The 15,334-nt window shown below is 65.6% G+C and carries 9 protein-coding genes and 1 pseudogene; 3 read left to right on the plus strand and 7 right to left on the minus strand.

Translation table 11 applies throughout. The features are described from left to right. Window positions 1-103 (minus strand): annotated as a pseudogene (locus tag F6S12_RS12695) (IclR family transcriptional regulator); the annotation flags it as partial. Window positions 104-373: 270 nt separating this feature from the next. Between F6S12_RS12695 and F6S12_RS12700 the strand changes: the two are divergent. The 3 genes from F6S12_RS12700 (at window position 374) to F6S12_RS12710 (ending at window position 4,402) form a co-directional block, all read left to right on the plus strand. Beyond that, window positions 374-2,467, plus strand: coding sequence for a TonB-dependent receptor (locus tag F6S12_RS12700; protein WP_026020119.1), 2,094 nt, complete (start codon window positions 374-376; stop codon window positions 2,465-2,467). A gap of 76 nt (window positions 2,468-2,543) precedes the next feature. After that, the gene (locus F6S12_RS12705) at window positions 2,544-3,854 is read left to right on the plus strand and encodes an NtaA/DmoA family FMN-dependent monooxygenase (protein ID WP_093403948.1); all 1,311 of its coding nucleotides are present in this window, start codon (window positions 2,544-2,546) and stop codon (window positions 3,852-3,854) included. 119 nt (window positions 3,855-3,973) lie between these two features. Next, window positions 3,974-4,402, plus strand: coding sequence for a molybdopterin-binding protein (locus F6S12_RS12710; RefSeq protein WP_015636050.1), 429 nt, complete (start codon window positions 3,974-3,976; stop codon window positions 4,400-4,402). A 28-nt stretch (window positions 4,403-4,430) separates the two neighbouring features. Here F6S12_RS12710 and F6S12_RS12715 read toward each other — a convergent pair whose 3' ends face one another. The 6 genes from F6S12_RS12715 to F6S12_RS12740 form a co-directional block, all read right to left on the minus strand. Beyond that, window positions 4,431-7,508, minus strand: coding sequence for an efflux RND transporter permease subunit (locus F6S12_RS12715; protein ID WP_011061894.1), 3,078 nt, complete (start codon window positions 7,506-7,508; stop codon window positions 4,431-4,433). Window positions 7,509-7,516: 8 nt separating this feature from the next. Continuing rightward, on the minus strand, window positions 7,517-8,713 hold the full coding sequence (locus F6S12_RS12720; protein WP_053159263.1) for an efflux RND transporter periplasmic adaptor subunit: 1,197 nt from the start codon (window positions 8,711-8,713) through the stop codon (window positions 7,517-7,519). Window positions 8,714-8,725: 12 nt separating this feature from the next. After that, on the minus strand, window positions 8,726-10,474 hold the full coding sequence (locus tag F6S12_RS12725) for an efflux transporter outer membrane subunit (RefSeq protein ID WP_212805441.1): 1,749 nt from the start codon (window positions 10,472-10,474) through the stop codon (window positions 8,726-8,728). 246 nt (window positions 10,475-10,720) lie between these two features. Beyond that, entirely contained in the window at window positions 10,721-11,170 is a 450-nt protein-coding gene (locus tag F6S12_RS12730; protein WP_041118852.1) for a PTS sugar transporter subunit IIA, read from the minus strand. 252 nt (window positions 11,171-11,422) lie between these two features. Beyond that, entirely contained in the window at window positions 11,423-12,523 is a 1,101-nt protein-coding gene (locus F6S12_RS12735; RefSeq protein WP_315868946.1) for a cytochrome-c peroxidase, read from the minus strand. Between the two features lies 1 nt (window position 12,524). After that, the gene (locus F6S12_RS12740) at window positions 12,525-15,320 is read right to left on the minus strand and encodes a TonB-dependent receptor (protein WP_315868947.1); all 2,796 of its coding nucleotides are present in this window, start codon (window positions 15,318-15,320) and stop codon (window positions 12,525-12,527) included. Window positions 15,321-15,334: the final 14 nt, after the last annotated feature.

Below are 15,334 nucleotides of genomic sequence, written 5' to 3' on the forward strand. Positions count from 1 at the left end.
CCAGGGCCAGCTCGCCCTCGGCATTGGCCAGGGTGTTGAGAAAACGCGCGGCGATCGACACCGACTGGATCACCCCGGAACGTTTTTCCGGCGGTGCATCCAGGGTCTCGTCCAACGGGGGCTGCGAACTGTTCAACGGCTGGGTCTCCTCACCAATGTCTGGCCGCGTGGGGTACGCAGGCTACGGCCTGCGCGGCGCTGGCGCTAGCGGCGGCCATGATACCGGTTCCACCGCCTGCCTGGGACGGGGGAATGCGCCCGGGCCAAAAGTGTAGATCATTCCAATTTGCAGAATGTATTCCGTATTGAGGAATGTCATGGCAGCGTGATAGCCTAATCGTGAAAGAGGATCATTCTCATTTGGAAGGAAGTTTTGATGGCCCTTACGCACCGCACATTCAGTCACGGTATTGGCGTTCTCACCTTGTCCACCCTGCTGGCGAGCCCGCCGCTGATGGCCGAGGACAGCAGGCAGCCGGACAAGCCAGGGAAAGGCAGCCTGGCCCTGGAATCGCTGGTGGTCACCGGTGAGAAACTCGACCGCGAGCTGAAGGACACCGCCTCCTCGGTGTCGATCATCACCGACCGCGATATCGACCAGAACAAGACCGGCGATGCGTCGGTGTCGGAGGTCATCAACGGCAGCCCCAACGTGATCTACACCGACTCGGTGGGCGCGCCGATCATCCGCGGCCAGGACACCCAGGGCCCGAACAACGGGCAGAACGTGTTCTGGGGTGGTACGGTGCCGCGGGCCACCATCAACCTGGACGGCCACTACCTGAACTACAACGAGATGTTCTTCGGCGCGACCTCGGTCTGGGACCTGGACAGCATCGAGGTGTTCCGCGGCCCGCAGACCACCTCCCAGGGCGCCAATGCGATTGCCGGGGCGATCATCGTCAACACCAAGAACCCGACCTTCACCCCCGAGGCGGCCTACCAGGCGGAGATCGGCAGCTACCACTCGCGGCGCAGTTCGGTGGCGGTGTCCGGGCCCCTGGCCCAGGACTTTGCCGGGCGCCTGGCAGTGGACTATTCGGCCCGCGACACCTTCATCGACTACGACAACCCGAAGTTCCAGGGCGGCAAGACCGACCAGGATTTTCGCAACCTCAATGCCCGGGCCAAGCTGCTGTGGTTGCCCACCGACATTCCAGGGCTGGAAAGCCAGTTCACCTTCGCCCACAACGACAGCAACCGCCCGACCCAGGAAGCCGCCTCGGCGCCGTTCCACAAGCTGGAGCACAGCTCCACCACCATGCCGTCCTGGGAACAGGACACCAACACCAGCATCCTCGACGTCTCCTATGAGCTGGGTAATGGCCTCAAGCTGTTCAACCAGGCGCAGTATTCGCTGTCGTCGGTGCACCGGGTGACCGGGGCGGCGGGCGAGGGCGATGCCGATATCCACCAGAAGAACGCCTCCAACGAGTCGCGCCTGACCTTCGGTGAGAAAGAGGACCTGCTCAGTGGCATGGGCGGGATCTACTACGCCCGCACCCGCACCGACGAAACCCTCAACCTGCGGGGGCGTTCGGCCTTCGACGACACCAAGACCAACCTGGGGATCTTCGGCGAGCTCAACTACCGGCTCACCGACCTGTGGACCCTGAGCACCGGCCTGCGCTACCAGCAGGACCACATCGAGCGCACGGGCAACTCGGTGCTGGCTCCCGGCGCGCTGAACTACGACAAGACCTTCTCCACCGTGCTGCCCAAGGTTTCCCTGGCCTACGCCGCCACCCCGCACTGGACCGTCGGTGGCCTGGTCAGCCGGGGCTACAACCCGGGCGGTGTGTCGCTGAACCTGACGACCCGGCAATGGGCCTATTTCAAGGAAGAGTCGATCTGGAACTATGAGCTGTTCAGCCGCGCGAGCTTTCTCGACGACCGCCTGCTGATCAACACCAACCTGTTCTACATGGATTTCAAGGACGCCCAGTACAACATCCCGGTGGTGATTTCCCCGGGGGTTGCACAGTCCTACACCATCAACGCCGAGAAGGCCCACGCCTATGGCCTGGAGCTGGATCTGGACTATCGCCTGCTGGACAACCTGCGGCTCAAGGCCAGCGCCGGCACCTTGCGCACCCGCATCGACAAGATTTCCAGCAACGCCGACTACGCCCACAACGAGTTTGCCCGCTCGCCGGGCTACACCCTGAGCGTCGGCCCCAGCTGGGACATCACCGAGCGCCTGAACCTCAATGCCCAGGTGCGCTACCTGGACGGCTACTACTCGGATACCGCCAACACCTCGGCCTATTCGATCAAGCCCTACACCCTGACCGATGCGCGCATGAGCTACCGCTTCAACGACCAGGTGCAGCTCTATGGCTACGTCAAGAACGTCTTCGACGACCGCTCGCCCACCTACATGCAGCAGAACCGCGGCATCGGCGGCATCGAGGCCAGCATGACCCAGCCACGGACCCTGGGCATCGGCGTCAAAGGGGCGTTCTGAGGCCCCCGGGAACCCGTCGCCGGCCGCCCCCCGAGGCGCTGCCGGCGTTCATTCGTACACAGGAGATTGGCAACAGATGAGTAACCGCAAACGCCTGCATATCGGCATGTCCCTGGCCCCCACCTGGCTCAGCGGCGATGCCTGGCGCCAGCCCGACAGCAATATCGAAGGCATCTACAGCGCCGACTTCGCCGTGGACATCGCCAAGCGTTCCGAGGCCGCGCACCTGGATTTCGTGTTCCGCCCCGACGTCAGTTGCCTGAACATGGACGGCCTGGAAAGCGGCTCGGGTTTCGCCAGCCTCGATCCCACGGTGCTGCTGGCGTGCATCGCCCGGGAGACGTCCCGCATCGGCCTGGTGTCCACCGTTTCCACCACCTTCTTCCCGCCCTATGTGGTGGCGCGCCAGTTGCAGTCGCTGCATTGGGTGAGCAATGGCCGCGCCGGCTGGAACATCGTCACCGCCTTGCAGGGCCACGAGAACTTCGGCCTGGAGGCCATGCCCGGCGCGGATGAGCGCTATGCCCGGGCGGCGGAGTTCACCCGCCTGGTGCACGACCTGTGGGCCAGCTACCCCAACCAGGCGCTGCTACTGGACCGGGAGAACGGCCGTTACGCCGACCGCAGCCAGGTGCACCCGGTGGACCATGCCGGCGAGCACTTCCGGGTGCGCGGTCCGCTCAACCTGCCGGCGTTCGGCAAGGCACGGATTCCCCTGGTCCAGGCCGGTGCCTCGGACACCGGTCGCGACTTTGCCGCCTCGGTGGCCGACCTGGTGTTCGCCCCGACCCCGGACAAGGATGCGGCCCTGGAACTGCGTCGCGACCTCTCGCAACGGGCCCGGCGCCACGGCCGCCGCCCCGAGGACATCCGCCTGCTGCCGGGCCTGAGCCTGTACCTGGCGCCGACCCGGGAACAGGCCCGCGAGCTGTTCATGCAAACCCACGGGCGCCCGGACAACGCGCGCAAGTTCGCCTCGATCCAGCAGATGATCGGCCTCGATTTAAGCGACTGGCCCCTGGACCGCCCGGTGAGCGCCGCCGACCTGCCGGCCCCGGTGCACAACCCCGGCAGCCGTACCCACACCAACCTGCTGCGGCGGTTGATCGAGCGCGAAACCCTGCGCCTGGACGAACTGCTGCTGCGCCCGGAAGTGATTTCCGCGGCCCACTGGCAAGTGATAGGCACCGCCGAAGATGCATTTGCACAGATCGTCGAATGGGCCGAGGCCGGCGCCATGGACGGCTTTATCGCCGCGCCGGGGGGCTCGATCCGTTCGATGCACATTTTCCTGGAACAGGTGATACCGATGCTGGTGGAGGCGGGGCTGTTTCGCGAGCGCTATAGCGGCACGACCTTTATCGAACACCTGCAAGAGCAGGATTGACCCGGGGCCTGCGAGAAATCTCCGGCCTTGGGTGGCGGGCGCTATGGTTGTTTCTACACAACGTGCGCCCGGATCATGCCGGGCGATCCTAACCCCGCAGTCAATAAAAGGAATGCAACATGAAAGTCAGTGCACGCAACGTGTTCAAAGGCCGGGTCAGCCAGGTGGAAGAGGGTTCGGTCAACGCCGAGGTGGTGCTGTCCCTGGAGGGCGGCGAGCAACTGGTGGCGGTGGTGACCCTGCAAAGCCTGCGTAGCCTGGGCATCGCCCCGGGCACCGAGGCCCTGGCCCTGGTCAAGGCACCCTGGGTGATGCTCATGACCGATGCCGAGGGCATCCGCCTGTCCGCTCGCAACTGCCTGCAGGGCAAGGTGATCAGCGTCACCGATGGTGCGGTCAACGCCGAAGTGGTGCTGGAGCTCAGCGGCGGCAGCCAGGTGTATTCCATCGTCACCCGCGATGCGGTGACCGAACTGGGCCTGGCCCCGGGCGTCAGCGCCACGGCGGTGATCAAGGCGTCCCACATCATCCTGGGCGTACCGGCCTGATACCCGGCGGTTTCGATCGAGCAGGGGTTCAGGCGCTGTCGGAAGCTCCGGCATCCGCCTGCGCCCCCGGGTTCTCGATGCTTGCGGCAGAGTGCGTACTGCCAATGAACAGGTACATGGCCGGCACCATGAACAGGGTCAGCAGGGTGCCGATGGACAGCCCGGCAAAGATCACCAGGCCCATGTCGTGGCGGCCCGCCGCGCCGGCGCCGGAAGCCCAGACTAGCGGCACCACCCCCAGGACCATGGCCGCGGTGGTCATCAGGATCGGCCGCAGGCGCACCGCGGCGGCTTCTTCGATGGCTTCGCGCTTATTGTGGCCGGCGCGCTGCAATTGGTTGGCGAACTGCACGATGAGGATCCCGTGCTTGGTGATCAGCCCCAGCAGCGTCACCAGCCCGACCTGGGTGTAGACGTTGATCGAGGCGAACCCCATGGTGATGAAGGCCAGGGCGCCGAACAGCGCCGGCGGCACCGAGAACAGGATCACCACCGGGTCGCGGTAGCTCTCGAACTGGAACGCCAGGGCCAGGTAGACGATCAGGATCGAGAACAGCAGCAGGCCGACGAACCCCCCCGATTCCTGGATGAACTGCCGTGATTCGCCGGCGTAGTCGCTGGAGTAACCGGATGGCGCCACCTGTTCCAGAATGCCCTTGAGCCGGGCCAGCAACTCGCCCTGGGACACGCCGCTGACCCCGGACAGGGTCGCCGAGTTGAGCTGCTGGAAGTGGTTGACCGACTCAGGCTCGGTGGAGGTTTCGATATGGGCCACGGTGCGCGCTGCAATCATCGCCCCCGACGGGGTACGGATGTAGTAGTCGAGGATCTGTTCGGGGTTCAGCCGGTCTACCTGCAGCACCTGGGGGATCACCTTGTAGGAGCGCCCGGCGGTGGAGAAGTAGTTCACGTAGTTGCCCCCCAGGGCCGCCGAGAGCGCGGCGCCGACGTCGGCCTGGGTCATGCCCAGGGCGGCGATCTTTTCCCGGTCCACCACCAGCTTGGCCTGGGGCTTGTCGAGCTTGAGGTCCAGGTCGGAAAACCAGAATAGCTGCTGCTTGGTGGCCTCGGCCAGTACCGCCTGGGCCACCTCGTTGAGGTTGGCCACCGACTCGGTGGTGCTGATCACGAACTGCACCGGCAGGCCCTGGGCGCCGGGCAGCGAGGGCAGGGGGAAGGCGGCGATGGTGGCGCCGGGCACCTGGTTCCACTTCTGTTGCAGGTCGAGGATCAACTGCGCCTGGGAGCGGTCACGATCCTCCCAGGACTTGAGCAGCACCCCGCCCAGGCCCTGGTTCAGCGAGGGCAGGCCGGTGAGCTGGAACATCTGCAGGTACTCGGGCTCCTTGTTGGCGATCTGGAACGCCTGGTCGGCAATCCACTCCATCTGCTGCGGCGAGGCGGTGGGCGCGCCCTTGATCTGCATGAACACCAGGCCCTGGTCCTCGGTGGGCGACAGCTCGCTCTTGGCGGTCAGGCCACTGGCGGCCACCAGCACGAACAGCAGGAAGCCGAAGGTCACCAGCACCGGCCAGCTATCCAGCCCGGCCGCCAGCACCCGGTGGTAGCGCCCCCGCAGCCAGTCGAAGTAGCGGTCCAGGCGCTTGGCGAACCGGCCTTCCTCCTGGCCGCTCTTGAACAGCCGCGAGGTCATCATTGGCGACAGGGTCAGGGCGATCACCGCCGACACCGTCACTGCGCCGGCCAGGGAAAAACAGAACTCCTTGAACAGCGCCCCGGTCAGGCCGCTGCGCAGGCCGATGGGCACGTAGGCGGCGATCAGCACCACGGTCATGGCGATGATCGGGCCGCCCAGCTCGCGGGCCGCCAGCAGCGCCGCCTCCAGTACGCCGCGGCCTTGCTCCTTGATATGCCGGTCGACGTTTTCCACCACGATGATGGCGTCGTCCACCACAAGACCGATGGCCAGCACCAGGGCCAGCAGGGTCAGCAGGTTGATGGAATAACCCAGCAGGTACATGACGAAGAAGGTGCCCACCAGCGACAGCGGGATCGCCACCAGAGGCACGATCACCGCACGGAACGAGCCGAGGAACAGGTAGATCACCACCGAGACGATGATCATGGCTTCCACCAGGGTCTTCACCACCTCGAAGATCGAGGTGTTGATGAAGGCCGTGGAGTCGTAGACGATCTCGCCGCGCACCCCGGCCGGCAGTTGCGATTGCAGTTCGGGGAAGGCTTTGCGCACGTTGTCGGCGACGTTGAGGATGTTGGCGGTGGGCGCTGCCTTGATGCCGATGAACACCGAGCGCTTGCCGGAGAAAGCCACGCTGCTGTCGTAGTTTTCCGCCCCCAGGGTGACGTTGCCCAGGTCCTCCAGGTACACCAGGGCGTCGCCGTTGTGCTTGACCACCAGGCGCTTGAATTCGTCCACCGTGTGCAGGTCGGTGCCGGCGGTGAGGTCCACGGTGATCATCTGCCCCTTGGTGGAGCCCACGGCGGACAGGTAGTTGTTGTTGCCCAGGGCCGTGGCCACGTCCTGGGCGGTGACGTTGTGGGCCGCCAGCTTGTCCGGGTCGAGCCAGGCCCGCAGGGCGAACTGGCGGCCGCCGAGGATCTCTGCGGTCTGCACGCCTTCCAGGGAATCGAGCTTGGGCTTGACCACCCGCACCAGGTAGTCGGTGATGTTGTTGGTGGCCAGGGTGTCGCTGTAGAACCCCAGGTACATGGCGTCGGTGGTCTGGCCCACCGCTACCGTCAGCACCGGTTCCTGGGACTGGGCCGGCAACTGGTTCTTCACCGAGTTGACCTGGGTGTTGATCTCGGTCAGCGCCTTGCTGGAGTCGTAGTTCAGGCGCAGGGTCGCGGTAATGGTGGAGAGCCCGGTGATGCTGGTGGACGACAGATAGTCGATGCCCTGGGCCTGGGCGATGGCGGCCTCCAGGGGCTGGGTAATGAAACCGGCCACGGTGGCGGCGTCGGCCCCGTAGTAATAGGTGCTGATGGTGACCACGGTGTTTTCCGTGCGCGGCCACTGGTTCACCGGCAGCTCGAAGATCGAGCGCAGGCCCAGGATCAGGATGAACAGCGAGACCACCACGGCCCAGACCGGACGCTTGATAAAGGTATCGGTGAAGTTCATGGCGGGCCCTAGTGCTCTTGCGGCGTCGGCGAAGGATCGTTGCGCGGCGCGTGGCTGTTGTCGACTTTCACCGGCGAGCCGTTCTTGAGTTTCATCTGGCCGCTGGTGATCACCAGGTCGCCTTCCTTGACCCCTGACAGCACCGCCACCTGGTCGCCACGGTTGGGGCCGGTTTCGATGAAGGTCTGCTGCGCGGTGAGCACTGCGTCGCCCTGGTCGTTGTTCTTCTGGCTGGCGATGAACACCGTGGTGCCGTAGGGGTTATAGGTGACCGCGGTCTGGGGCAGGGTCAGGTAACGCTGGGTGCCGCCTGAGGCCACCACGGCCCGGGCGAACATGCCGGGCACCAGGCTGCGCTTGGGGTTGTCGATGGTGGCTTCCACCGTGACGTTGCGGGTGTTGGGGTCGAACTGGGTGTCGATGGAGCTGACCCGGCCGGTGAACGTCTGTTTGGGCAGGCCGTCGGCGCTGACCGTGACGCTCTGGCCCAGGGCCACCTGCTGCACCTGGGCCTGGGGCACGTTGAAGTCGATGTAGATCGGGTCGAAGGTCTGCAGGTTGGCGATCTTGTCCCCCGGGTTGAGGTATTGCCCGGGGTTGACCGCGGTGATGCCGATGCGCCCGGCAAAGGGCGCGCGGATGCTCTTCTTCGCCACCAGCGCGCGCTGCTGTTCGGCAGCGGCCAGTTTGGCCTTGAGGTCGGCTTCGTCGGCCTCGACCAGGGCCTGGGACACCGCGCTCACCTTCAGTTGCGCCCGGTCGCGCTTGAGCACCGTGCCGGCCAGGGCCGCGGTGGCTTCCAGGGAATGCAACTGGGCGATGTCGGAGTCGGCATTCAACTGCACCAGCAGGTCGCCGGCGGCCACTTCCTGGCCGGGCTTGAAGCCGATGCTGCGCACGATGCCGCCGACCTCGGTGGTCACGTCCACCCCGCGCACGGTCTTCATCGAGCCCACCGCGGAGACGCTGGGCTGCCACTCTTCGTACTGGGCCTTGATGGCGGTAACCACCGCGGGCGGCAGGGGCACCTTGGCCTGGGCGATCAGCTTGGAGATCTGCGCGAACTTGACCCCGCCGATCACCGCGACGATCAGCAGCACCACGCCGAGCATGATCAGCATCGGCCGCAGCAGCCGGCGCTTGCGCGGCGCCTGGGGGGCCGCGCCGGGGTGCGCAGGGGAGGGGCTGGAGTGGACATCGGCCATGGCGGATCTCACTTAAGGCAAGGGTGCAGGTCGAGTGGACGGCGCGGCGGCTGCCGGCCCCTGGAGCCGGCCCGGCTGGCCGGCTTGAGCCTGTTCGCGGTGCTGGGCCGCGGGCGGCGGGTACATCTCCTTGAGCGACGGCCAGCCGAAACGATCGGGGCTGCCGAGGCTGTCGGGGTCGACATCCTGGCGCTGCCACCAGCCGCCCCCCAGGGCCTGGAACAGCGCCGTGGTGTCGCTGTAGCGGGCGGCCTGGGCCCGCACCCGGCTGACAATCGCGTTCTGGTAGGTCTGCTGCGCGGTCAGCAGGTTCAGGTAGCCCACCGCGCCCAGGCGGTACTGGGCCTGGGCCAGGTCCAGGCTCTGGCGCGCGGCGGTCTCGGCCAGCACTTGTTGTTGCAGGGCCTCGGCGTCGGCCTGCAGGGCACGCAGGGCATTGGCTACGTCCTGGAAGGCGGTGATCACCGTGCCGCGATAGCGCGCTGCGGCCTGCTCATAGGCGGCCACCGCGGCGCGCTTGCGATGCTCCAGGGCGCCGGCGTCGAACAGCGGCTGGGCGATGGAGCCGGCCAGGCTCCAGACCCCGGTGCCGGAGGAAAACAGTTTGGTGCCCGCCAGCGCCGTGGAGCCCAGGGAACCGGTAATGCTGAACTGCGGCAACTGGTTGGCGATGGCCACGCCGATATCGGCGCTGGCCTGATGCAACTGGGCCTCGGCGGAACGCACGTCGGGTCGCTGCTCGACGATGGCCGAAGGCAGGCTCAGGGGCAGTTCCTCGGGCAGGTGCAGGGAGGCCAGCTGGAAGTGTTCGCCACGGTCCTGGCTGGGGAAGCGCCCCAGGTAGGCCTGCAACTGGTTGCGGGCCTGGGCCAGCTGTTTCTGCAAGGGCGGCAGGGTGGCGCGGGTCTGGGCCAGGGTCGCTTGCTGGGTCAGCAGATCGCTGTCGCCGATGGCACCCAGTCGACGCTGGGCCTGCAGCAGGTCGAGCTGGTCGCTCTGCAGGCGAATCACGGTTTCGGTGGCGGCGATCTGGTCACGGATCGAGGCCAGGCTGATGGCGGTGTTCACCAGGTTGGCGGTGAGGGTCAGGTAGGTCGCCTCCAGCTGGTAGCGCTGGTAGTCGGCCTGGGCACCGCTGGCCTCGATCTGCCGACGGGTGCCGCCAAACACGTCGGGGGCGTAGGACACACTCAGGGACGCCGAGTTGACCGTGAAGATCTGCGCCGCAGAGCCCCCGGCCGCTGCCGCACCGCCGCTGGAGCCCAGGGCGCTGGCGGCGGACACCTTCTCGCGGGTTTTCGAGGCCGAGGCGCTGAGGGAGGGAAACAGCGACGCCTGTTCGGCGTACAGCAGTTCATTGGCCTGGCGCAGCGCGGCCTGGGCGGCGTCGATATCCGGGTTGGCCTGCAGCGCTTCCTGCACCAGGGCATCGAGTTGCGGCGAGCGGAACAGCGTCCACCACTGCCCGGGAATGTCCATGCCGTTCACCAGTCGCTGCGCCGCGCCACCGGCGGCGACCCCCGCCGTGACGGTGCCGGGCGGCAGGGGCGTGGCGCTGTAGCCGGCGTCCCGGCTCAGTTCCGGGCGGCTGAAATCCGGCCCCACGGCGCAGCTGGCGAGGGCTGCGATGCAGATCAGGTTCAGGGACGAGCGGGCAAGCAACAGAAGAGACAGGTGCCCAGAGGATTTTCGACCGGTACCTTCGTCCCTGTGAGGACGCCGGCCGCCAGTGGCTACAGGCAGCAGCTGTGGCTTGTTCATATTCTCTCTAATTGAGCAATCAGTGAGTGAGTTCAACAGGAATATGGAGAGCGGCGCGACGGCAGGGCAGGCACCCCCTCAAGCGCTGGGCTGCGCGAGGTGTAATGAACGTTAATGGATGAGTCGGCTAACCGCCAATAGATGAAATCTTGTGCCGGAAGGTGATCGGTGGGGCTTGAGCTATCCCATTTGCCGCGGGGGAGCGGCAAATGGGTATTGCGTGCTGGAGCAGGTGTCTGGGTCAAGCTACCAGTGATCGAACAGCTGTTTGACCTGCATCGGCGCAGTACAGCGCAGCAGGGCCTGGCGAAACCGCGGGTTGGTAAACAGCCGGGCGGTGTCGGCCAGCAGGTCCAGGTGCTGCTGATCGGCGGGAGCGGGCACCAGCAGCACCAGGATATCGCTGACCGGCTGCTGGTCCGGGGCGGCAAAGGCCATGGCGGTCTGTGGCCGCAGGTACAGCGCATGAATGCGATCGAGCTCGGCGAGCCGCGCGTGGGGCACCGCCACCCCTTCACCGATGGCGGTACTGGCGGCCAACTCCCGGCGCCACAGGCTGGCGGCCACCCACTCCGCCGGCAGTTGCCGGGTCTCTTGCAGGTGCTGGCCGACCTGCTCGAACAGGCGCTGCTTGTTCGTGACATTGACCGCCAGGAGGATGTCTTCGACCTGCAGATAGCGGGCGACTTTGCTCATGGGCTTCTCCGGGAGCTTCAGGCTTGGCTTGCAGGCTATTGAAGCGCATTTGTCAGGTGCCGGGAGGGGCGGGCGGGCAGACTTTACGAACTCTTTAGATCGCCAGCCGCCGGCCCGCTGCCGCCAGGCGCCTGTTGCCCGGCGCCTCGAAGTCTGGCTCGACAGCGGTATCCGCAGCGGGCAGGAGGTGATCAAGTCCCTGGCGCTGGCCCTGTGTGGGCACACCGATGTGCAGCCGCCGCGGCCAACCTCTCATAGGGCCTCCAGGAAAGCCTTCAGTGCCTTCAGTTCGGTCCGGTCCAGCTCCAATACCTTCAATTGCGCCGACGTCACGGGAAACAGCGGGTCTTGCAGTTGCCCCTCCTTGGGTACGGGCCTGGGCATGCCTGCGTTGTAGAACAACAGCACCTGATCGAGGCTGCTGGCCAGCCCGTTGTGAAACCAGGGGCCGGTATGGCTCACCAGCCGCAGTGAAGGTGTGCGCATGCGCCCGACATCCTGCGCCAGCCCGGTGACTTCATAGCGCCCGAGGTCTTCGCGCAGGCGCCCATAGAAGGTCAGGCCTGCATTGTGGAAGCGGTCGTCCTGCATCCCCGGGCCGAAGTGGCAGTTCATGCAGCGTGCCTTGGTGCGAAACAGGTGCAGCCCCTGCAATTGCTGGTCGCTGAGCGCCTTCGCCTGCCCCCGTAGAAAACGCTCGAAGGGGGTGCGTTGGGCAACCCGCAGCAGGCCACGCTGATAAGTCGCCAATGCCGCCGCCACCTGCTCGGCACCCAGCGCCTGTCCGGGAAATACCTGGGCGAACTGTGCCGGGTAGTCCTTGGTGTCACGCAGCCGGGCCACCAGTTCCGCGACACTGAAGGCCATCTCCTTGGGGTCGACGACCGGCATCAGGGCCTGCATCTCCAGGCTGTCGGCGCGCCCGTCCCAGAACAGCTTCTTGGCCAGGCCGCTGGCCACCAGGCTCGGTGCATTGCGCCGGCCCGCGGCACGGTCATGCCCGAACGAAACCCGACGCCCATCGGCGAACCCCAGGTCCGGTTCATGGCAGGAGGCGCAGGCAATCTGCCCCGAACGCGACAGGCGCGGGTCGAAGAACAGCCGGCGGCCCAGATCGGCCTTCTGCTGCGTGTAGGGGTTGTACGCCGGGGACGGCGCCCGCTCGGGCAAGGGGCCCAGCTCTTGCCAGGCCACGCCGGCATCCACCTGCGGCGCCGGCCACTGCGCGGGGGGCCGGCTGTACAACTCGCGCAGGCAAGACGGTTCGCTCGTGGCGCAGGCCAGCACGTGCTGCGGGCCAATCACCAGCACCATGCCGAGCATGACCTGCAGGCTCTTCAGGAACCGGCGCATTTCAGAACGCGTATCCGACTTCGAGCCAGTACTGGCGGCCCACCTCATAGGTCGAGACCGAGTTGCTGTTGACCGTCTGGTTGGCATTGACCGACTTCTTGTCGAGCACGTTGAACACGTCGACATTGATGAACACGTTCTGGTCCCTGGCGGTGGGAATACGCCAGCCCAGGCGCGTGTCCCAGGTCAGCGCCGCCTGGAATTTCTGTTCCTCCCAGACATCCACCGAGGTGCCCATGTAGTCCACATTGCGCCCCGTGTCGCCAATGCGCTTGTAGCCGGCGCGGTAGCGCCAGAAGTTGCTCCACTGCAGATTGGCCTGGGGGATCTCGGTGATGGTCGTCAGGCGGGCCGTCCAGGGCCGGTTGAAGTTGCTGGCCGGGCGGTCGTCATAATTGATGAAGCTGCCCTGGTACTGGATGACGCTGTTCTGGTAGTACAGGTTCTCGGCGGCGACGTAGGTCGGTGCGGAGGCCTTGCTGTCGGTCCAGTTGAGCGCCAGTTGCCCGCCGGTCTGGGTGCCTAGCAGTGTCCAGCGCTGCAACGGTGTCACCGTCAGGGTGTAGGTGTCGGTCTCGCTCTTGCCGTCGTTGGTGTAGGTGGTGTAGTTGCTCGCCAGCGTCGGGTCCGTGGAGGGCTCGCCCAAGGTCTTGCCGGACACCTGAACCACCTGGTCGCGCCCCTTGCGATTGACATACTTGAGGGCATATTCGACCCCGGCCCATTGCTGCACCACGCCCAGCATCAGCTCGTCGTCGTAGGGGATGTCCAGCTGATTGAAGCGCACCTGGTTGGCCGCGTTGGATTTGACCACCCAGGGTTTGTCCAGGCTGTCGCGGGTTTCGTTGAAGCGCAGGCGGTTGCGCCCGTCCTGCAGCTGCCAGCTGCTGACGCTGCGCCCGTAGTAACGGTTGACGCCGGCATTGAGCAAGGTGGTGCGGTCACCGAACAGGTCATATTCCAGGGAGAAGCGCGGCGCCCAGGTGGTCTTGTCCATGTAGTCGTCGCTGTCCACGCGCACGCCCGGGCGCAAGGTCAGTTGGCCGAGGGTGATCTCGTCCTGCAGCCAGCTGCCCCAGGAGGTGGTGGTGAAGTCGAATTCGCCAGTGGCATAGCGGGTACGGCTTTTCATGTACTGGCCCGCCCAGCCGTTCAGGGTCTGGCCGATGTTGCAGGCGACGCTGTCGGTAACCCCGGCGCCGTTGGTGCAGGTGGTGGTGGCCGCGGGGGTGACATAGGTGCTGCTGTCGGTCAGGCGCTCGTAGCGCACGTACTGGCGGGAGAACTCCAGGCCGGTCTGCGGGCGGTGAGTCATGCCCAGCCAGTCGACGCTGCGCCAGTCGGCATTGAGCTTGTACTGCCAGGTACGTTGCTGCTGCTCGATATCACCCCAACCGCCTTCAAGGGTATTGGAGGTGGCCTTGTTGCCGATGCCCCAATCCTTGGTGGCCGACTTGCGCCAGGTCCAGTAGTCGGCGGAGTCCGATTGGCGGCTCTGTTCCTGGCCGCTCCACGCCAGGTTCTGTTCGACGCGCGCCAGGTCGCCATCCCAGACGGTGCGCAGGTTCACTTGGGTGCCGCCGGCCTTGTTGTCATAACCCGAGTTGGCCACGTTGGCACGGAAGTAGTGACTCTCCTCGGGGGCATGGGTCACGCTGGTCTCAACAGTGAGTTGATCGCTGGCTTTCCATACCGACTTGAGGAAGTAGTTGTCGATGCGCCGTTGCTGCTTCTCCTCGTGAAAGCCCATCTCCTCGACATTGTTGTAGGAGTAGAAACCCAGGGGGATGGTCGAGCGCTTCTGGCTGAAGCTGCCAAGCAGGCCGAAATTGTCGGTCAGGTGGCCCTGCAGCGTGCCACGAACGGTGACCTTGTCGAACTTGGGCTGCTCGTCGGGAGAGCCCGAGTTTTCCATGCGTTGTTCTTCGCTTTCGTCGACGTGATATTGGGTCCAGGCGGCGCGGGTGGTCTGCACCGAGAATTTGCCGTGCAGCGCCTGGGTCGGTGCACGGGTCTGTGCATCGATGACGCCACCGTTGAAGCCGCCATAGGCCGCTGGCACGTTGCTGTCCAGGACCGTGATGTTCTCCAGCAGGTCGGTGTCCAGTGCCAGGCCCTGGCTGCGCCCCGGTACCGCGTCCAGCAATTGCACCCGGTATTCGGCCGGATCGATGTCATTGTTCATGTTGATGCCATCGACCAGGAAGGCATTCTGGTAGAACTGCGCCCCGTTGATGCTGATGTTGGCCGGGCCGATTTCGCCAGGGGTCTTGCTGCTCAGCTGAGCGTCGTCGAACTGCACGTTGGGATGGCTGCGCAACAGGCTGGTGATGTCGCCATTGCCCGCCGGCATTGCTTCGATCGTCGCGCGGTCCACTCGGGTTTCACCCTGGGGCAGCGAGAACTCGCCAGGCACCTTGGTATTGCCCAGGCGGACCGGGTCGGTACGCGGGCGAGTCGCCCGTTGCACCATCAGCGCGTCGTCACCGATGTAGATCCACTCCAGCTGGCTGCCCTTGAGCAGTTTCGCCAACGCCTGCTCGGCGCTCAGTTCGCCCTGCACCGCCGGAGCGTTCAGGTTGAGCAGCAGTTGGCTCTCGACGCTGATCTGCAGGCCGGTCTGCTGTGCCAGCGCCATCAGCGCCGTGCTTAACGGCTGGCGTGCGATGTCGATGCTATGCCGTGTCCGATGGTCACTGGCCAAGGCCGGCAGGGACACCGCCAGCCCCACTGACAGCCACAACAGCCGCGCACTGCGTCGGCAACCCTGAAGTCCCTGTTGGGGGAAAATGGACATGCTCTGGTGAACTC

The organism is Pseudomonas sp. JV245A, assembly GCF_032424515.1.
In the GTDB taxonomy this organism is placed as follows: Bacteria; Pseudomonadota; Gammaproteobacteria; order Pseudomonadales; family Pseudomonadaceae; genus Aquipseudomonas; species Aquipseudomonas protegens.